The organism is Bartonella rhinolophi (genome assembly GCF_036576165.1).
GTDB lineage: Bacteria > Pseudomonadota > Alphaproteobacteria > Rhizobiales > Rhizobiaceae > Bartonella.
In genome coordinates this window covers 12,801-31,486 of sequence record NZ_JBAFWY010000006.1, presented here as the reverse complement: position 1 = coordinate 31,486, position 18,686 = coordinate 12,801, and the positions used below count along the sequence as shown (strand labels likewise).

General features: G+C 37.3%; 16 protein-coding genes. 4 read left to right on the top strand and 12 right to left on the bottom strand.

The genetic code is table 11. The features are described 5' to 3' along the window. Nucleotides 1-2: 2 nt before the first annotated feature. The 8 genes from bamA to V5N67_RS04745 all read right to left on the bottom strand — a co-directional run bounded on the left by bamA (nucleotide 3) and on the right by V5N67_RS04745 (nucleotide 9,527). On the bottom strand, nucleotides 3-2,399 hold the full coding sequence (gene bamA / locus V5N67_RS04780) for an outer membrane protein assembly factor BamA (protein ID WP_332060759.1): 2,397 nt from the start codon (nucleotides 2,397-2,399) through the stop codon (nucleotides 3-5). Between the two features lie 209 nt (nucleotides 2,400-2,608). Beyond that, nucleotides 2,609-3,757 (bottom strand): RIP metalloprotease RseP, encoded by a 1,149-nt coding sequence (gene rseP / locus V5N67_RS04775; protein ID WP_332060758.1) that lies wholly within the window; start codon nucleotides 3,755-3,757, stop codon nucleotides 2,609-2,611. Nucleotides 3,758-3,772: 15 nt separating this feature from the next. Beyond that, the gene (locus V5N67_RS04770; RefSeq protein ID WP_332060757.1) at nucleotides 3,773-4,588 is read right to left on the bottom strand and encodes a phosphatidate cytidylyltransferase; all 816 of its coding nucleotides are present in this window, start codon (nucleotides 4,586-4,588) and stop codon (nucleotides 3,773-3,775) included. Between the two features lie 678 nt (nucleotides 4,589-5,266). Then, nucleotides 5,267-5,827, bottom strand: a complete 561-nt coding sequence (frr, locus tag V5N67_RS04765) for a ribosome recycling factor (protein ID WP_332060756.1) — start codon at nucleotides 5,825-5,827, stop codon at nucleotides 5,267-5,269. Between the two features lie 37 nt (nucleotides 5,828-5,864). Next, nucleotides 5,865-6,584 (bottom strand): UMP kinase, encoded by a 720-nt coding sequence (pyrH, locus tag V5N67_RS04760; RefSeq protein WP_332060755.1) that lies wholly within the window; start codon nucleotides 6,582-6,584, stop codon nucleotides 5,865-5,867. Nucleotides 6,585-6,743: 159 nt separating this feature from the next. Then, on the bottom strand, nucleotides 6,744-7,667 hold the full coding sequence (gene tsf / locus V5N67_RS04755) for a translation elongation factor Ts (RefSeq protein ID WP_332060754.1): 924 nt from the start codon (nucleotides 7,665-7,667) through the stop codon (nucleotides 6,744-6,746). A 104-nt stretch (nucleotides 7,668-7,771) separates the two neighbouring features. Beyond that, nucleotides 7,772-8,545: a 30S ribosomal protein S2 gene (gene rpsB / locus V5N67_RS04750; protein WP_332060753.1), complete on the bottom strand. Its 774-nt coding sequence runs from the start codon at nucleotides 8,543-8,545 to the stop codon at nucleotides 7,772-7,774. 157 nt (nucleotides 8,546-8,702) lie between these two features. Continuing rightward, complete coding sequence (locus tag V5N67_RS04745; protein WP_332060752.1) at nucleotides 8,703-9,527, bottom strand: EipB family protein; 825 nt, start codon at nucleotides 9,525-9,527, stop codon at nucleotides 8,703-8,705. Nucleotides 9,528-9,664: 137 nt separating this feature from the next. On the opposite strand from V5N67_RS04745, the gene V5N67_RS04740 reads away from it, so the two are divergent. Next, nucleotides 9,665-10,126: a RidA family protein gene (locus V5N67_RS04740; RefSeq protein ID WP_332060751.1), complete on the top strand. Its 462-nt coding sequence runs from the start codon at nucleotides 9,665-9,667 to the stop codon at nucleotides 10,124-10,126. Between the two features lie 130 nt (nucleotides 10,127-10,256). After that, entirely contained in the window at nucleotides 10,257-10,679 is a 423-nt protein-coding gene (locus V5N67_RS04735) for an HIT family protein (protein WP_332060750.1), read from the top strand. Nucleotides 10,680-10,688: 9 nt separating this feature from the next. On the opposite strand, the gene clpA is transcribed toward V5N67_RS04735, so the two are convergent. Both clpA and clpS read right to left on the bottom strand, forming a co-directional pair. Further along, nucleotides 10,689-13,037, bottom strand: coding sequence for an ATP-dependent Clp protease ATP-binding subunit ClpA (gene clpA, locus V5N67_RS04730; RefSeq protein WP_332060749.1), 2,349 nt, complete (start codon nucleotides 13,035-13,037; stop codon nucleotides 10,689-10,691). 12 nt (nucleotides 13,038-13,049) lie between these two features. After that, on the bottom strand, nucleotides 13,050-13,415 hold the full coding sequence (gene clpS / locus V5N67_RS04725) for an ATP-dependent Clp protease adapter ClpS (protein ID WP_332060845.1): 366 nt from the start codon (nucleotides 13,413-13,415) through the stop codon (nucleotides 13,050-13,052). Nucleotides 13,416-13,655: 240 nt separating this feature from the next. Here clpS and V5N67_RS04720 point away from each other — a divergent pair, with 240 nt between their 5' ends. Together V5N67_RS04720 and V5N67_RS04715 are read left to right on the top strand one after the other, a co-directional pair. Continuing rightward, nucleotides 13,656-15,005 (top strand): SPOR domain-containing protein, encoded by a 1,350-nt coding sequence (locus tag V5N67_RS04720; RefSeq protein WP_332060748.1) that lies wholly within the window; start codon nucleotides 13,656-13,658, stop codon nucleotides 15,003-15,005. Nucleotides 15,006-15,037: 32 nt separating this feature from the next. Further along, a complete protein-coding gene (locus tag V5N67_RS04715; RefSeq protein WP_332060747.1) occupies nucleotides 15,038-15,316 on the top strand; it encodes a hypothetical protein in 279 nt (92 codons plus the stop codon). 468 nt (nucleotides 15,317-15,784) lie between these two features. Here the strand turns inward: V5N67_RS04715 and V5N67_RS04710 are convergent, their stop codons facing one another. Together V5N67_RS04710 and V5N67_RS04705 are read right to left on the bottom strand one after the other, a co-directional pair. Further along, nucleotides 15,785-17,182 carry an L-serine ammonia-lyase gene (locus tag V5N67_RS04710; protein ID WP_332060746.1) on the bottom strand — a complete coding sequence of 466 codons (1,398 nt, stop codon included), beginning with the start codon at nucleotides 17,180-17,182 and terminating at the stop codon, nucleotides 15,785-15,787. Between the two features lie 333 nt (nucleotides 17,183-17,515). Then, nucleotides 17,516-18,205, bottom strand: coding sequence for a nitroreductase (locus V5N67_RS04705; RefSeq protein ID WP_332060745.1), 690 nt, complete (start codon nucleotides 18,203-18,205; stop codon nucleotides 17,516-17,518). Between the last annotated feature and the right edge of the window lie 481 nt (nucleotides 18,206-18,686).

The following is an 18,686-nucleotide window of genomic DNA, read 5'->3' as shown; positions in this document are numbered from 1 at the left end:
AATCAGAACTTAGTAGAAATACCAAAATTAAATTGCTGCAAACGATCACCTTCCTGCTTCATTATCGGCCAAGCATAATCAAAGCGCAACGGACCAAATGGAGATTCCCACATTAAACTAGCACCTGCAGATGCACGCCATGCACTTTTGACATTTGTAACCACCGCTTCACCCTGAAAAACAGGTTTATAATTATTGCCATAGAGTGTTGCAATATCCGCAAATACAGCACCGCGCATCCCTAACCCATCAGGTAAAACAGGTATAGGAAATTGTACTTCAGCAGTCGCATTCATATACGTCGTACCCCCTAAGAAGTATACTTCACCTTTATTAGAGATTTGACGTGGACCTATTCCGTTGTATCTAAAGCCTCGGATTACATCAGGTCCTATCTTAAACATATCAAAGATACGAACACCCTCTTGGCTTATTTCATGAATATAACCACCACCAAAAGAAAGTAAACCGACAAGATCCATCTGGTCAGACAATGTCTTATACATCATTGCTTTACCAGTTGTCTTCAGGAATTTTGCGTTTCCGCCAATCCCTGCATATTCTTGAAGAATATGCATATACACCCCATCATGAGGATTTCTCATATTGTCAATAGAATTATAAGTCAAACCATAACTAATTGATGAACGCTTCCAAGGGCTATGCTTTGCAGCTTGAACAATCGCACCAGAATATTTATTATACAATTCTTTTATGACACCTTCATCTGTTAAGTCATAATCTCCACCAAAATCATATTCTTCCTGCACATAAGAATAAGCTAAATTAGCAGATAACTTATCATTAATAGGCATCCCTAATCGCAGCGCTCCACCTGTTTGACGAACATCATATGCTTTATCAGCACGGTAAGTACTGCGAAAAATATCAATACCAGCAGATAGACGATATCCTAAAAAATAAGGATCAACAAATGATAAATTATAATTACGAGACTTTTCTTGCCCAGCACCTAAACCCAAACGAACATACTGACCACGCCCTCCAAGATTACGTTCAGTAACAGATACCTCAAATGACATACCGGGACTTGTACCACCCGTTGTATATCCTCCAGACAGAGAAAGATCCCCCGTTGGGGCTTCTACGACATCTATCACCAAAATCACTTGATCAAACTGATCTGTCGGGGTCATTGAAATATTAACTGCCTTAAAAAAGCCCAAACTTTCCAGCCGACGTTTTGCCCGATACACTAAAGTTTGATTATAAGCATCCCCTTCATTCAAATCAATTTCACGACGAATGACGTAGTCACGCGTCTTTTCATTGCCGCGTATTTCAATACGCTGAACATAAGCCCGTGGACCTTGTTCAATGTTGTATAAAATCGAAATTGTATGATTCGCCAAATCACGATTTCCCCGCGGCTCAACTTTGGCAAAAGCATATCCTGAATCAGCAACTTTATCATTGATAATTGCAACAGACTTTTCAATATTTTCAGCGCTATAAATATCACCTGAGCGGGTTTTAAGCGCCTCTTTTATAGACTGCACATTAATTCCATCGATATCGCTCTCAACCTGAATATCAGCAATTTTATAACGCACACCTTCATCAAGAACGAAATCAATTTTATACGCATTACTCGCCGCATCAAAAGTTGCTTTTGATGAAAGAATTCGGAAATCTGCATAACCACGATTATAATAAAAGCGACGTAAAGCTTCTTCATCTGCAGCTAAACGCTCTTCACTATAAACATCACCTCTCATTAATAATGCAAATATTCCTGAAGGTTTTGTAGAAATCACATCACGTAAACGACGACTTGGAAAAGCATTGTTCCCTTTGAAGGTAATATTATGAATCTTCGTTCTCCGACCCTCAACAACATTAAAAACTACATTTACACGCCCTTTCCCAAGATTAATGGTTTGAACTGAAACAGTAATATTATTACGGCCAACAGTTTTATAAGCTTCACGTATTATATCTAAATCTGCTGAAAGTTTAGTAGGGTTGAAAGGTTCATTCGGCTTTAAAGAAATAAACCGTTTAAGATCAGGATCTTTGAAAGATCTATTCCCTTGAAATAATATCTGATTGACTACCTGATATTCTTTAACCAATACGACCAGCGTATCATTTACCTGATTTATTTTAACATCATAAAATAAACCCAATCCAAAAAGACGCTTCACCGCAGCATCCACATCACCGCTGGAAAAACTTTCTCCAACTCTGATATCCATATTGTCTCGAATTACCTGAGCACTTACAAATTTATTCCCGCGAATTTCGATAGAACGGACTACAGACGCCTGCGCCTCTCCAACCATCGCAATTGACACAAAGGCTGTTGTTGGTGCAACCACCCCCATAGCTAACACAAAAACAGATGCCACACTTAAAAATTTTGAATTCGTAGTCATTGGCTTCTTTTACCTTATCTTATTCCCTGAACACGATGTCTCAAAAAACTAACTGCCATAACAATTCTTTTATTCACAGCGAGACTTCCCACTCTTTAATTACTAACCATGGCGCACACTGCCACAATATTTCGCGGACATAGTAAACAAATTTTAACCCCTACCTCCTCTACTATTACTCAATTTTAAAAATGTTTTCCATAATTTAATTACCGAAACCAACAGAAATAATCATTAAATAGTGCAAAAATCATAAACGTGAAAACAATTAAGAAACCAAAATAAAAAATAATTCCCTGAACTTTCTCTGAAACTGTTCTTCCTGAAAAAGCTTCAATAATATGAAATAATAAATGTCCTCCATCAAGTGGCGGAATTGGACAAAGGTTAATAATTCCAATACTGATCGAAAGAAAAGCCGCAAACTGTAAAAGAGAAATAAAACCTGTTTCACTTACCTGCCAAGCAATTTTAATAGTCTTTGATGGACCGCTTAACCGACAATGATCTTCTTTTCCCCCTATAAAACGACTAACAAAAAAAACTGTTTGTCTAACAATAAATACCACACGCTCTGCTGCTTCTCTTATAGCTTCTCCAAAGCTGTAAGGAATATGTTTTTTATAAGCTGAATCTAAATGCATAGGATTATTAGGATCAACAGGCGCACCTACTCCTATCATTCCACTCTGAATCCGATTACCAAACCCATCATCTCGCTCAACTACCGTTGGTGTAATCACTGTCGTAAACACTTTTTCCATACGCCTTATTTTAAATTTTATAGGACTTCCCCCATGAAAAGTGACGTAGGATATCAAATCCTCAAAACTTTTTACTTGTCGACCATCCATTTCAACAAAACGATCGCCTAATACCAAGCCAGCTTGAACAGCAGGAGAATCTTTTACTAAAGAGCCAACAACAGGTTCAATGACTACACGTCCATAAATAAAGAAAAAAAACGTAAAAAGAACAATAGTAAAAAGAACATTAAATAATGGACCAGCAAAAACAGTTGCTGCTTTTTTCCAAGCATGAGCACTAGCAAATGAACCATCAACAACCGGAGATGATTGGGATGATGGCATGGCTGTATCATCTTCATCCCCAATAAATTTTACGTACCCTCCCAAAGGAATGAGCGATAAACGCCACTGTGTGCCACACTTATCTGTATACCCCATTATCCGTGGTCCAAATCCAAGTGAAAAAATTGATGCCTTAATACCACACCACCGCCCAATGAGATAATGCCCAATTTCGTGCACAAAAATAATAACCATAACAATCAAGAAAATATTCAAACTTCTCAAAAGCAAATCGCCTATAGTGATTATATGACTCACAAATTCCAAGATACCTTCTCCCGATTAAACCATTAAAAAAAGATTAAAAGGTGTATCCATACCAGACATAAACGAACCAATTAAATATAGAAAAGAAGCCGCTCCTATTAATCCATCCATACGATCCATAAACCCACCGTGCCCAGGTAATAAAGAACTAGAATCCTTAACAGAAAACTGCCTTTTTAGCCATGACTGCCCTAAATCACTTATTTGTGAAACAATTGATAAAACAAAGGCGAGAAATGGTATAAAAAAATTTGCTAAACTTGTGTTAAAAAAGACTAAAGAAATTAATATACCACCAAAAACTCCTACAAACGTACCACCAAGTGCCCCAGACCATGTTTTATTAGGAGAAAATTGTGGAGCCAATTTGGGACCACCAAATGCACGTCCACTAAAATATCCACCAATGTCTGTTCCCCATACTACTGCAAATAAAAAAATAACAACCCAGAACCCTGATATCCCATAGCCACGCAAAAAAGATAAAGCTACAACTGGAAAAGATGCGTATAAAAAACCAAAAAAAATCCAACCAATATTTTTAATGGATCCAATACTTAACAATGTTGCCAAAGCTATTAAAACACAAAAAATGAACGCAGCAGATACGTTCAATACCAAAAAAAAACCAAATACCGAATAAAAAATACTCGCTAACGCTTTTTGTAAAATACTCCACTTTTCCTTAGTAATGCTAATCCATTCATAGAGAATAAAACCACCAATTACCCATACAAATAAAAAAAATAAAACTCCCCCAACCCACGTTAAACATAAAGTAATAATACCAAAAACAAAAGCTGTCAGAATACGAGATACTAAATTAGACAAAACGATATCCAAATAAAAAAATAGAAAGCACAAACTCAAAAGCCGATGCAAAAAAGCTTTTCTCTATAGTATTTTTACATTTGCACTTTTGCAAACCTTACATATAATCTACCATAAACAATTCGATATACCAAGACGTCGCTCATGAGATTAACAATGAGTTAGAGCGAATGAAAAGGTTCATTTAACCGTGGTTAATTCCAAAATACATTGCTAAATATGCTACTAATCGTAAAGATAGACAAGCTCCCCTTACTGCTCTGTGCAAACTACTAAAATAAGACCTAATATTTACTTTATATTAGAGCATTTTTATCATATTATCAGTGACATCTTCAGAGCTTAAAAGACTATTGAAAGTCAATTACACAAAATAACATCCAATTCACCCATTTTACCATACCCTCTATAACTATGACAAAAACAACCAAACTAAGGCACTATTTTTTGCCTCACACTCCTTAACCAATCACTGACTATAAAATATTTAATTAACCGCTAATAATTGAAAATATTTTCATCACGAAAATTAATAAAACTACGCTAAAAAATTTTATCCATTCAATAAAGTAATGCTCTACAATAAGATAACCCTACCCATCCATAAATGAAAATTCAAAAACACCAATCTCCCAAATTAATCTTATCGATAAACTCATAAAATATAGTGAAACCGTCTTAAACGTGCATGATTTCAGATTCTTTTACAGCTAAAATTTTATCAATATCAGCAATAGTTTCATCTGTAAGTTTTTGGACTTTCTCAGACAAACTGTGAGCCTCATCTTTACCAATTTCACCTTCTTTTTCTAACTTTTTTAAATTATCCATGCCATCTCGGCGAACGTGACGAGTAGCAACACGAGCTTGTTCTGCATATTGATGTGCAATCTTTACGAGCTCTTTACGACGCTCTTCGTTTAATTCAGGTAAAGGAATACGCAAATTCATACCATCAGTAATAGGATTTAAACCAAGACCAGAATCACGAATAGCACGCTCCACAGCTCCCATCATAGTTTTATCCCACACAGAGACTGAAAGCATCCGCGGTTCTGGAACAGAAATATTTGCAATCTGATTTATCGGGACAACAGAACCATAAGCCTCAACTGTTAATGGCTCTAATAAGCTGGCTGATGCTCGCCCAGTTCGTAAGCCACCTAATTCATGTTTAAAAGCCGAAATAGCACCATCCATGCGACGTTTCAGATCATCCATAATCAATGTAACACTCATATTTCTGTCTCCTTTAATTACGCTTGGAAAATTATCTTCATTCCGATACTATTGTAAATCGTCCTGTTCCATTTAATACTTTAGCTAAACCGCCTTTTTCATGAATAGAGTATACAATAATTGGAACGTTATTCTCGCGTGCTAAAGTGACCGCTGTTGTATCCATAACGGATAGCCCCCACTGCAAAATTTCAACATGCGTTAACTGATTAAAGCGTTTCGCCGTAGGGTCTATTTTGGGATCTGCAGAATAAATGCCATCTACTTGCGTTCCTTTTAATAAAACATCTGCACCAATTTCTGCTGCACGTAAAGTAGCGGCAGAATCGGTAGTAAAAAATGGATTACCAGTACCACCCGCAAAAATAACAACTTTTCCTTGATTCATATAACCTATCGCTTTACGCTGTGAAAAGCTTTCACAAATTTGTGGCATAGAAATTGCAGACAATACAACCGTCTCAACTCCTAACTTCGTTAATGATGTTCGCAACGCTAAAGAATTAATAGCTGTTGCAAGCATCCCCATATGATCACCAGTTACGCGATCCCCACCATGCGAAGCAACAGCAACTCCACGAAAAATATTACCACCACCTATAACAATGGCAACTTCTACCCCCATTGCCCGTACTTCAGCAATATCAGCAGCAATACGATCTGCAACTGAAACATCAATTCCAAAACTCTGTCCTCCCATAAGAGCCTCACCAGAGACTTTCAAGAGAATACGTTTATACTGAAGAGCTAATGTCATTGATAATCTCCCAAAAAGCACATTTACTTTTTGCTTTCGATACCACTAAGGGCACCACTTTATTACGTGACGCCCTCTAAGCAACTAATACTTTACATCAGTGATTTTATACTCAATGATATAATTTCAAAATTTATAATCAATAATTTACAAAAACAGTTAGCCTTTTACAACCGCAGCAACTTCCGCAGCAAAATCAGATTCCTCTTTTTCCACACCTTCACCTAATGCAAAACGAATAAAACCTGTGATTCTTGCTGGCGCACCGATTAACTTTTCAGCATCCTTTAAAGCTGCCTCAACGGTAACATCAGGATTCATAACAAAAGCCTGGGACAGTAAAACAACTTCTTCATAAAATTTACGCATTCGTCCCTCAACCATTTTTTCAATGATATTTTCAGGCTTTCCAGACTGGCGCGCTTGATCTGAAAAAATCGCTTTTTCACGCTCAACAGCATCGACATCAATACCTTCCACTGTTAACGCCAATGGATTAGTTGCTGCAATATGCATTGCAACCTGTCGACCAAAAGTAGCAGCAGCTTCTTTATTTCCTGTAGTTTCAATAGCAACCAAAACACCCAGCTTTCCAAGCCCTTCAGCTACACTATTGTGGACATACGTAGCAACAACACCCTCCTCAACAGATAACTTAGCAGAACGGCGAAATGTCATATTTTCGCCAATTGTACCAACAGCATCTTTAATTGTTGCCTCTACAGTCTTCTCAGAGCTAGGATAAAAAGACATAGAAACAGACTCAACATCCCCCTGAGTACCCAAAGCAGCGGTTGCCACATTGCGTACAATATCCTGAAACATATCATTGCGCGCAACAAAATCTGTTTCAGAATTAACCTCTACCAAAACTGCGCTTAAACCCTCTGATACAACTCCAATTAATCCTTCAGCTGCCATACGACCAGCTTTTTTATCTGCCTTGGCTATCCCCTTTTTACGAAGCCAATCAACCGCAGCTTCTATATCACCATTAGTTTCTGCCAAAGCCGCTTTACAATCCATCATACCAGCGCCTGACAATTCCCTAAGTTCTTTTACTTGTGCAGCAGTAATGCTCATATTTGCCTCTTTATTCTGTAATAATGAAAGCGTGCAAGAGAACAATCTTGTGCACGCTTACAACCTTTCTTTAGAAATAAATACCCTAACAAACGTTTTAAATATTATTCAGAAACTGGAGCCGCATTTTCCAAAGTAGGCTCCACAAGCGTATCAGCTTGAGCTCCCAAATCAATACCCATTGCACCTTGCTGACGAGCAATACCATCAAGAGCTGCACGGGCAACAAGATCACAATAAAGGGAAATCGCACGCGAAGCATCATCGTTACCTGGAATCGGATGATCAATGCTATCAGGATCGCAGTTAGTATCAACAATAGCAACAACCGGAATCCCTAAACGTTTTGCTTCTTGGATAGCGATATTTTCTCTATTTGTATCAATAACAAATATAAGATCTGGAACAGACCCCATATCTTTAATACCACCAAGCGCGCGATTAAGTTTTTCACGATCACGTTCAAGATTTAAACGTTCCTTTTTAGTAAACCCTTGTGCTTCAGCAGCGAGAACTTTATCAAGCTTATGCAAGCGGTGTATAGAATTAGAAATTGTCTTCCAATTTGTAAGCATACCACCAAGCCAACGTGCATTAACATAATACTGCGCTGAACGATTCGCTGCATCTGCAATAATATCAGCTGCCTGCCGCTTAGTACCAACAAATAAAATACGACCACCACGCGCAACTGTATCTGAAACAAGTTTAAGCGCTTGATGCAAAAGCGGAACAGTCTGAGAAAGATCGATAATGTGAATATTATTACGCTGACCGTAAATATAAGAAGTCATCTTTGGGTTCCAGCGATGAGTCTGGTGACCAAAATGAACACCTGCTTCTAAAAGCTGGTGCATAGTAAAATCTGGTAGTGCCATAATCTATCCTTTCCGGTTTAACCTCCGCGGAAAAAGTAGGAAATCCTACTACCGGCGGACGTTTGCTAACCCTTTTCGCAAACACCCAAACTCCGCGTGTGGAATGAAGCAACCATACTAATATTTGATTCTTTTTCAAGTTATTTTCTACAATCATTTAATGTTTACATTGATCAAGACTCTTTTCAACATCAAGAAACTCAAGACTATTCAACTTTGCATGTACAGAAAAAGTCCCATAATCCACATGAAGATTACGCATGACACCATTTTCATGTAAAAAAAAGCTGGTACGATAAATAGGGAGACCATTTTTATTTTCCACATCATCAAAATAAGAAATCGTAACTGGCCAATACCCTTCCTCATTCAAATTTTCCAATTCCTTCGTTTCAGCATCAGGTATTTGAGTCTTCTTTTCTCCAATAACTACACTTTCTTTTATAACTTTGTCTGCTTTACCTGTCCCATCAAATACAGTGGTATAATAAAAATGGTGACCTGCTCTCGCATGCCGAATAATACTCTTCAACTGCATAATTGGAAATTCAGCTGTTACAAGCCTATATTCTTTTTCCTCAGGCTTTTTTAATTTCACTATAATCTCATTTTGAATACGCTCCGCCGATCCTTCAGCATTATGCGCAACATCTTGTCCAATCTTATCTGTAGTATTAAAGTGGAATGTACGACCGTCACCTGTTTCATAACTCGTAGTTTGTTGATCAGTTAGCCGCATTGGCGCATCCTCAATATGAACACGACTAATAAAACGAAAACGTGTAGTGTAACCCTGACATACTGAACCAGTAAGTTCGTAAACCATCCGCCCAGACATCCCTAAAATCGGCATTTCGTTAAAAGCACCATCAAGCTGAAAATCGTAAACTGCTCGATGCGGTGCAACAAAAATGGGCTCCCTAGCTCCCGCAGCATATACAAGAGAAACATATAAAATTATTACAAATAATGACCTCATCATTCCCTATTTCCAATTCCATTGCACAGCATACCATCATACAATAAAGCACGAAAAGCCAGCATCTTGATTAACTCACATTTTCTTAAATTAAAAAATAGTTTATGCAATAGCTATATTACAGTTATGGAGTTAAAATTATGACCAATTCGATTGAAAGCTATCTTCAAAAATTCAACATCACTATTCCTGAAGCAACGCAACCTGTTGCAAATTACGTAACAACATCGCAAAGCGGTAATCAACTTTTTATCTCCGGACAACTCCCTCTTCTTGACAAAAAACCCATAGCGATTGGTAAGGTTGGTGCAACTGTTAGCATAGAACAAGCAAAAAAATCAGCTGAAGTATGTGCTATCAATATTCTTGCACAAATAAAGGCAGCTATCGGTAATTTAAATAAAATAAAACGCGTAGTAAAAATCACAGTTTTTGTTGCTGTTGATCCTAAGTTTACCGATATTCCTCTTGTTGCCAATGGAGCGTCTGACCTTCTAACCAATATCCTTGGCGAAGCTGGAAAACACGCTCGTTCTGCTATTGGTGTCGTCGCTCTTCCTATGGATGTTCCAGTAGAGGTTGAAGCTATCATAGAAATTTAAACCCTTCATCAATGGCAGTGCAACTACATAAAATGTAAAAACACTCTCTAGTAAACACTTTACCAACTACCGTACTCTTCTGTCTTAAAATTAAAATTCTGAATCAGAATTAATAAAAGGGAATATTTATATGAAACAAATTTATGATGATAATAATATTTTTGCTAAATTGATTCGTAATGAAATACCTTCTGTTCGTGTTTACGAAGATGATGATACTATTGCATTCATGGATATTATGCCACAAGCGCCAGGCCATACGCTGGTCATTCCTCGAAAAGGTTTTAGAAACCTACTGGATGCGGATCCTGAAATATTGTTTCCAGTTATTAAAACTGTCCAAAAAATCGCTAATGCAGTAAAAAAAGCCTTTAACGCAGATGGTATAACAGTTATGCAATTTAATGAAGCAGCTAGTCAGCAAACGGTTTACCACCTCCACTTCCATATTATACCACGCATGGAAGGAGTAGCACTCACTCCTCATAACAACACCATTACGCCTACAGAAATACTTGAAGAGAACGCAAAAAAAATTCGAGCTGCCCTTTAAAAGTAAACTTCAGTTACTTAATTTTTTTCCCACACGCCTTTTTACAAGGCGTGTAGTTTTACTGCTTTTTGAACAAACTGGCATATTGGAAGATGAAATTTTTAACTGCAACTCCTCATCTTTCCCTTCTAGCTTGCGTGTTAACACATGAACCATACCACCATTGCGCAACTTACCGAATAAAATTTCATCAGCTAATGGCTTCTTAATATGCTCTTGTATAACGCGGCTCAATGGACGCGCACCCATTTGAGAATCATATCCTTTATTAGCAAGCCAAACCATAGCGGAAGTCGTTAATTCAAAGCAGATCCCCCGATCAACCAATTGTGCTTCAAGCTGAAAAATAAATTTTTGCACAATTTGACTGATTATTAACTGAGATAAAGGGGCAAACGGAATGATAGCATCTAGCCGATTACGGAACTCTGGTGTAAATAATCGATTGATTGCTTCTATATCATCACCGTCACGCTCCACTTTGCCAAACCCAATAGCCGACTTTGTCATATCGGAAGCACCTGCATTGGTTGTCATAATTAAAATGATATGACGAAAGTCAATTTTTTTGCCATTATGATCCGTTAACTTGCCGTAATCCATTACCTGCAATAAAATATTAAACAGCTCTGGGTGAGCTTTCTCAATTTCATCTAACAATAAAACTGCATGAGGATTCTGGTCAACTGTATCTGTAAGGAGACCGCCTTGATCAAATCCTATGTAACCTGGAGGAGCTCCTATTAAACGTGCAACCGTATGCCGTTCCATATACTCCGACATATCAAAACGTAACAGTTCAACCCCTAAAGAAGATGCAAGCTGCTTTGCAACTTCAGTTTTTCCTACACCTGTTGGTCCTGAAAATAAATAACTGCCTACGGGTTTTTCTGCTTCGCGTAATCCTGCTCGTGCTAATTTAATTGATGATACTAACGCTGAAATTGCTTTATCTTGTCCATAAACAACATGTTTAAGTTCCCTTTCAAGATTGCTAAGTATCTTCTGTTCATTGCTAGAAACTGTTTTTGAAGGAATCCTCGCCATACTGGCAACAGTGGCTTCAATTTCTTTAATACCTATACTCTTTTTTCGCTTTTTTTTGGGCAAGAGCATTTGTGCTGCACCACTTTCATCAACGACATCAATCGCTTTATCAGGTAAACGACGATCAATCATATACCGTGAAGATAGCTCTACAGATGCCTTCATTGCCTCATCAGTATATTTTATTTGATGAAAATCTTCAAAATAAGGCTTTAAACCTTGTAAAATCTTAATCGCATCGACAATAGAAGGCTCATTAATATCAACTTTTTGAAAACGTCGCTCTAAAGCTCGATCTTGTTCAAAAATTTTGCGATATTCTCTGTAAGTCGTTGAACCAATACATCGAATAGCTCCAGAAGATAATGCAGGTTTTAAAAGATTTGCTGCATCCATATTCCCCCCAGATGTCGCTCCTGCTCCAATCAATGTATGAATTTCATCAATAAATAAAATTGCATCTGGATATTGCTCAAATTCTTTAATAACTTGCTTTAACCGTTCTTCAAAGTCACCGCGATAACGTGTACCAGCAACAAGTCCTCCCATATCAAGAGAAAATATTGTTGCATTTGACAAAACTTCAGGCACCAGTCCATCAATAATGCGTTTAGCTAACCCCTCAATTATAGCCGTTTTTCCAACACCAGGATCACCCACTAAAAGTGGATTATTTTTTGACCTTCGACATAGAATCTGAATCATTCGTGAAATTTCCACCTCACGACCAATCAATAAATCAATCTTTCCACTACGTGCTTTGCAATTGAGATCAACACAATAAGCAGCAAGCGCACTTGTCACTTTTTCATCATTATCCAAAATTTGCTGATCTAATTGCTCTTCAAGATCCTCAAGTAACATGGATAATCCATCATCACGCTTGATCCCGTGTGAAATGAAACGCACAGCGTCATAACGCGTCATTCCCATCTCTTGAAGAAAATACGCTGCATAACTTTCACGTTCAGAAAAAATTGCAACAAGGACATTCGCTCCTGAGACTTCGTCTTTTCCAGCGGATTGAGCATGTATCACTGCACGCTGGATAACACGCTGTAAAAATGCTGTCGGCTTTGTATCGTCATCAGCTTTAATCTGTGCATCTAATTCTGACTGGATATAATTTGTTAAACGCTCTCGCAACTGCTCCAAATCTACTTGACAAGCCTGAATAACTGAACTTGCATCTACATCATCTAGCAAAGCAAGTAGAAGATGCTCTAACGTTGCATATTCATGCCGCGCTTGGGTAGCAATTGTTAATGCGCGATGCAAAACTTCTTCAAGACTAGGCGTAAAAGACGGCATAATCCCTCACTCCTATTCCATTACACATTGTAATGGATGTTCATTTTGATGTGCACACTCCATAACTTGCACAACCTTCATTTCAGCTACTTCATAAGTATAAGTTCCGCATTCACCCACCCCATTTTGATGAACATTTAACATAATGCGCGTTGCTTCTTCCAAATTTTTTTTAAAAAAATTCTTTAAAACAAAAACAACAAAGTCCATAGGTGTATAATCATCATTAAGTAAAAGGATACGATACAGCTTAGGCTTTTGAAGTTTTAGTCTAGCTTTAGGTATGATAATCGCGTCACATCTACTTTTTTTCCAACTCTTGCCCTTTTCATTGTGCATAGTATGACGTATGGAGTTCGTTGTTAGCTTTTTTACCATCATCGTTTCTCGTGCAACATACTTTTTATTAATCTTAAGTCTTTTCATAACTATTGCAATACCTGTTTATGTAAAGAAGGAGAAAGTTTTCCCTTATGATGAAGGTAGGAGCAAATATGAAAACTCACAAAATGATTTCTGTAAACAAATTAGTAACATCATTTCTCTAAATTACAAAAGAAGGGGATCTTGACAGGAATTTTCAGAGAAAATAAAGAAAAAAGAAGTAGGATATTACAAGTGTATATTAATTGCTCTAAAGCCGTGTGTTGCTACAAAAAACTAGCAATTGCCTTTATTATTTTAGCTTTTTCTTACTCTTGGGCATTAGCTACTCCTCAAGGAGCTTATCCCGATAAATATGCAGCTATCGTTATAGATGAACACACGGGAAAAACTTTATTTCAAGCTAATGCAAAACTGAAACGTTATCCCGCTTCTTTAACAAAAATGATGACACTGTACATACTCTTCGAATCTATGCATATGCGTCGCATAACATCCAATACACCAATTCCTGTATCTCGTCGTGCAGCAGCACGTCCACCAACAAAAATCGGACTTCAAGCGGGGCAAACAATTTCTGCAGAAGCGGCCGCCAAAGCACTCATTACAAAATCAGCAAATGATGTTGCTACTGCTATTGCTGAGTATTTGGGTGGAAATGAAAAAAAGTTTGCTCAAATTATGACAAAAAAAGCCCGCCAACTTGGAATGACAAATACACATTTTGCGAATGCTTCAGGACTCCCAGATGTGCAAAACTATTCTACAGCACAAGATATGGCCATTTTAGCATTAGCTTTACGTAAACATTTTCCAAAGCAGTATAAACTATTCAAGACAACAAGTTTTACTTTCCGTGGTCAAACAATTAATAGCCATAATAAATTAGTCAAAACAATGGAGGGTGTCGATGGAATTAAAACAGGCTACACACAAATGTCAGGTTCTAATTTAGCTACATCAATACGAAGTGAAGGACGCTCCATCGTTGCTGTTGTTATGGGAGGAAAATCAGCTGCCGCACGTGATAATCATATGGCCAGTTTATTGAAAAAATATTTGCCACAAGCAAGCCTCATGAAGAATGGTGAACGTTTAATGGCATCCACACACTATGACTTACCCACTGGCGTAAATATCCCTATACCAGTTTTCAAAGCTGATCCAACCGATTTTGATGACGAAATTTCTACTATATTGACAGCGCTTGCAGAACCATCTGAAAATTTCAATACAGCAATAGCCGCTGTAAACCAAGCAATTATACCAATCCCTAATCCTCAAAAAGCGACACCCATTAAAAATGCTGAAATAGTTAGAGCCTCTTTATCAACAAAGGCTGGATGGGCAATTCAAATTGGTTCCCTTCCTGATGAAAAGCATGCAAAAGCTTTGCTGCTAAAAGCAAAAAATGCAGCTTATTCAGCTTTAAAAAACGCGTCCTCACATATGCAATTATTTAAAAAAAGCGGGCGCCACTATTACCGTGCTCGGTTTATAGGTTTTCAATCAAAAAAAGCTGCATCCAATGCTTGCTCTACTTTAAAGAAAGCAAATTTTAACTGCTATGCTGTAGCTTATTAGAAATTTTTAAATTCTGCATTAAGGATAGTATCATGACATATAATGCTATTGCTTCATTTTCCGAAAAAGGAAAACGTTTGAAGCAGTCACCTCTCTTTTCATTGCGTTCTCTACACAATTCGGCGATAAAACTTGCTGACTTAAAACATACCTCCACTGCACTAAACACGCAATCTCTTGTCAATCTTCTCATTTTCCAAACCATTCGAAATCGTCGCCTAGCAACACCGCCTGTACGTATTCATTTACGCGTCGCAAGTCAAACTGGTAGTGTACCTATTAAAATCCGTCTAGGTGCAACAAATGTTTAATTTCATAGATAATTTTCACGAGAATTATTTTGTTAATAAAAATATTCAAATGTTGCCTACAATCTAAAAAGTCCCTACTAGGTGCGTTTTTTTTGCACCCACAAGATGACACTGCAGAATTTTGTTAAACTATCTGATTATATACTTTCAACTTTTAAAGTAAATCATCCTTTAAAAATATAAAACATCGATTACTCTTGGTAACACCAGAGATCATTTCTTAAAATTTTTCTATAACCTATGAAACACAATAGCTATTGGATAGCCCCTGACGCAAGGATTGTCGTGAACAATTTAATAGAAAAATAATTCACAGCTTCTCTCAAGAAACACAGATACTATATAATATGTTTGAATTTTTTTAATTTGTGTTTTTTAAACATATAAAAGTAATTTATAAATACAACCACTTTATCGACTAATAATTAATCAGCAACAATCTGCCAAATTAAATATCGTTTTTACACTCTAACAGAACGTTACGTTAACCGCGAGACCAGCTTTACTTGTCTCTTTATAGCGTTCACTCATATCATGCCCTGTCTGACGCATCGTTTCTATACAAGCATCAAGAGACACAAAATGCTTCCCATTACCATGTAACGCAAGAGAAGAAGCCGTCACCGCTTTAACAGCACCCATTGCGTTACGCTCAATACAAGGAACCTGCACAAGACCTGCAATTGGATCACAAGTCATTCCCAAATGGTGTTCAAGAGCAATTTCTGCAGCATTTTCAATTTGAGCTGGTGTACCACCCAACGCAGCCGTTAACCCCGCAGCTGCCATTGAAGATGCCGTCCCAACTTCACCTTGACAACCAACTTCTGCACCAGAGATAGAAGCATTATGTTTTATGACACCACCAATAGCTGCCGCCGTCAATAAAAAATTATGTATTCCCTCTCGATCTGAAGCATCATTAAACTGAAGATAATAACGTAAAACTGCAGGTACCACACCAGCTGCGCCATTCGTCGGTGCAGTAACAACTCGACCACCAGATGCATTTTCTTCATTTACTGCTATAGCATACACAGAAAGCCAATCATTCGCCAAAAACGGGTGATTGCGATTTTTCTTTCGATTCTCCAAAAGTTTATCATGCAATTCTTTAGCACGTCTTGGCACATGCAACTGACCTAGCAATTCACCTTCTTGTGAAAGACCCCTATCAATACAATTTATCATAGCTGAAAAAATTTCATCAAGCCCACTATCAAGAGCAGAACGCTCCATCTTTGTCTCTTCATTTATGCGTTTCATCTCCGCAATTGAAAGTCCTGATTTTTCTGCCATTAATAACATTTCACTTGCAGAACTAAAAGGATATGGAACCTCAGATGTTTCTGCTTGTCTATTACCATTCATACGATTTAACTCATCTTCGGTTACAACAAATCCTCCGCCGATAGAATAATAAATTTGTCGTAAAAGAACATTTTCATTACCATCAAGCCCCTCAAATGCAAGCCCATTAGCATGTCCAGGTAAGGTTATCTTTCGTTCAAAAATAATATCACTGCGCAAATCAAACTTATAAGCAGGGTGGCCTTCTGGCTGGACTTTTTTTTCACGCTCTACCTTTTCTAACAGTGACCCTATGTGATCAGGATCAACGGTAGAAGCTTTTTCTCCCAAAAGTCCTAGTATGATAGCTCTGTCTGTAGCATGGCCAATTCCCGTAAAAGCCAATGAACCATAAAGATAAGCACGTATATGAGAAACTTTAATGTGAGATGATGGAGAAAAATTTCGCGCAAGAATTTCTTGCAAAAACATATTAGCAGCAACCATTGGCCCCATCGTATGTGAACTGGAAGGACCAATACCAATTTTAAAAAGCTCAAAAACGGATAAAAACACCAATCACCTCAAAATCAAATGCAAAATCTGCCCTTGAGTATACGCTTTTTTATCACTTTTGTACCATTTAAAATTAAATTGTAAGATAAGTTAAAAAAATGACAGCAATAAACACAAATGTTGCTCTTCTTGCTACCACCCAACACTTTTTTTCTAGAGCGCTTTCCATAGCCAACCTTTGAAAAACTGACAATGATCTTTGATTCATCATTATCTTAATGCATCAAACGTAGTAAAATAAATGTTAACATGCAACATTAAAATGATATAAGAATGAAAAGTTCCCACCAAAATATTTTTCATTATGCTCCAAAGCTTTTACATAAAAATATTCTATGAATGTGATTTAATAAAACGTACAAAATTTTCAATGGGTTCGCGTTCAGTTTCAAAATTGTTTTCTGGGGCATTGACATCACGATAGCCAAGTGCCATACCACAGATAATATGTCGATCAGAAGGCACTGATAAAATTTTCCGAATTTGTTCGTGGTAATCAGCAAAAACAGCCTGAGGGCACGTATCTAATCCAAATCCGCGTGCCGCTAACATAATGGTCTGCATAAACATGCCCAAATCAAGCCAGCTCCCCATCTCCATGTCATGGTCCATTGTGAACAAAAGTCCGACAGGTGCGCCAAAAAATGAAAAATTCTTTGCTTTTTGATGAAGCATTTTTTCCTGCTCATCTTTTTGAATGCCAAGACTCTTATAAAGATCTAAACCCATTTTTTTACGACGAGAAATATAAGGCTCACGCCATTGACGTGGATAATAATTGTGTGCACGCTTTCCTTGTACACCAGATAGTACAAGCTGTGAAAGTTCCTGCCCTACTTGCTGTAGCACCTTCCCTGTGAGAACAATTACTTGCCACGGTTGAATATTTGCTCCAGATGGTGAACGCGTTGCCAACTTTAAAATTTCTTTGATAGTTTCCTGCGTAACTGGCTGGTCAGTAAAAGCTCGAATTGACTTTCGTGACAAAATAGATTGAAAAACTCCCATAACAGAATCCGTCATTTTTTTACTTTCTTTTTGCAGAAAATGAATCTAAATACCTTTGTTTATAATAAAGTCGACATAATGCTAAAAAATTTTAGCATTACTTTTATTCGGTCGACTCCTCTTTAATAACTTATATATTCCATGCCCTACAATGCTTATTAACAAAAAACGAGTACAATTTCCCTTTTAATGGGCAGAAAATATTCAAAAATAAGTAAATAAAATAAACTTCAGATTTAATAATTACCCCCCCCCCTATTTGGCTAAATTTTACAAAAACTTCTTCGACACACTCTCAATCAGAAAAGTCTATCAATAATATCGCCCCTCATCTACTGCAAATTAGCACATTTTTTATTAATCACTACAATAAATTCCTTAAGTGTTTTCATTTTCAAGTGGATTTTCAACCATGATAAATATATCAGATATTTTAAATAAGAAAAAATGAACTCTTTTAATTCGCAATATTTGCTTTTTATCTACAGTTACTTGT